Here is a 1,465-nt window from a genome sequence, read left to right as displayed (position 1 = left end):
GGGCTATGTGCTTGTTGGGCCTTCAGCCCACCCTGCCTAAATCCGAAACTTTAGTCAGATTTTCTTCAAGCTAATTGATGGATTTTGAAAAGGAATGAGTATTTTTGCATTTATAAATATAAGCAGAATATAATATAACGCTATATTATTGGTCTAACTTATATTGTGGTATAAATTAAAATAGCGAATTATGATTGATTATTACGAGTATTCTATACCGGAATTGGTAAAACTTCTTGGTGCAAGATTCAAGGATTACCGTCTGCGTAGCAATATGACTCAGAAAGAGGTATCTGAACAATCGGGTATTACAATCACTACCATTCATAAGTTTGAGAATGGCACATCGGGCAATGTGTCGCTTGGCACTTTTCTTTTGCTGCTGAAGGCAATCGGTCAGATAGACGCACTTGACGAGCTGATGCCGGATTTGCCTCCATCTGCGTACCTTGTGAAGGAAGAAAAGAAAGTTCAACGAATTAGACATAAGAAGTCATGATAGCAAGTTCTTTGAAAATAATGCTTTGGGACAAGGAAATCGGTCGCTTGTCCTGGGATGCAAGGAGAGGTGTTTCGTTTTTCGAGTATAATCCAGCTTTCCTTGGCGGAAGACTTGATCCGTTCCCACTTGTGGCTTCTGTCAAGTCACCTGCCAGCCGACGTCCCATCATGGGTGACAGGGAAACAAAGCTTTACCGCAAACTGCCTCCTTTTCTCGCAGACTCTTTGCCTGACGCTTGGGGTAACCAGGTGTTTGAGTGTTGGCGCATACAGAATGGTATTCGCAATCAGGAAATTACTCCTCTTGAAATTCTGTCGTTTATAGGTAAGCGAGGTATGGGAGCTTTGGAGTTTATACCCGAATCATCTGGCATCAGAAAGTCGGAAAAGCTGAATATGAAGGCATTGGCAGATCTGGCCCAGAGAATATTCGTTGAGCGTGAGAATGTAAGACTGATGCCTGACGAATCGCTGACCATGCAGTCGTTGATAGCTGTCGGAACATCGGCAGGTGGTCGCCAACCTAAGGCAATAATTGTGTTCGATGGTCGAAACCTTCTTTGTAAGGTAACTGACTTCGGATTTTTTTAGTAATAGTTTGCGAGCAGGGGCGGCTAAGTGTTCCTGGAGCTTGCTAACGTTGCAGGCGTGCGCCTATCTCCTACAAAGGTAACGCTTTTTGGGGAGATTCCGCGGGATCTGTGGGAAAATAAAAACGCGCCTTGTTACAATGTTACATGTTACATGTTACAATAAGGTGGTTCCACATGTCGCGCATGCTGTTGGCAAAGCGTGGATATGGGGCAATGGGTTGCAGAAAGGCGATACATAAAAACAATGTAACCATAAAAAAGGGGAGAAACGCTTGGGATATATGTGTTTTTTTAGTAATTTAGCGGAAACATACATTTAGCAATAGTTCGTTAAAATTTGAGATAAAGGCTAAGCAGTTTTACGCTGCCAG

General features: G+C 42.9%; 2 protein-coding genes. Both read left to right on the top strand.

What is annotated here, in order from left to right:
- The first annotated feature begins 190 nt into the window (after positions 1-190).
- A complete protein-coding gene (locus KM934_RS12720; RefSeq protein WP_072066706.1) occupies positions 191-499 on the top strand; it encodes a helix-turn-helix domain-containing protein in 309 nt (102 codons plus the stop codon).
- A complete protein-coding gene (locus KM934_RS12715) occupies positions 496-1,092 on the top strand; it encodes a HipA N-terminal domain-containing protein (protein WP_317192677.1) in 597 nt (198 codons plus the stop codon). The genes KM934_RS12720 and KM934_RS12715 overlap by 4 nt, the downstream gene beginning before the upstream one ends.
- Positions 1,093-1,465 lie beyond the last annotated feature (373 nt).

Origin of the sequence: Hallella faecis (assembly GCF_018789675.1) — a bacterium.
GTDB lineage: Bacteria > Bacteroidota > Bacteroidia > Bacteroidales > Bacteroidaceae > Prevotella > Prevotella faecis.
The sequence above is the reverse complement of the archived record's forward strand: the minus strand, read 5'-3'. Positions and strand labels throughout refer to the sequence as shown.

Coding starts and splice junctions, on each gene's coding strand:
- KM934_RS12720 (WP_072066706.1), top strand. CDS start 191: ATGATTGATTATTACGAGTATTCTATACCGGAATTGGTAAAACTTCTT.
- KM934_RS12715 (WP_317192677.1), top strand. CDS start 496: ATGATAGCAAGTTCTTTGAAAATAATGCTTTGGGACAAGGAAATCGGT.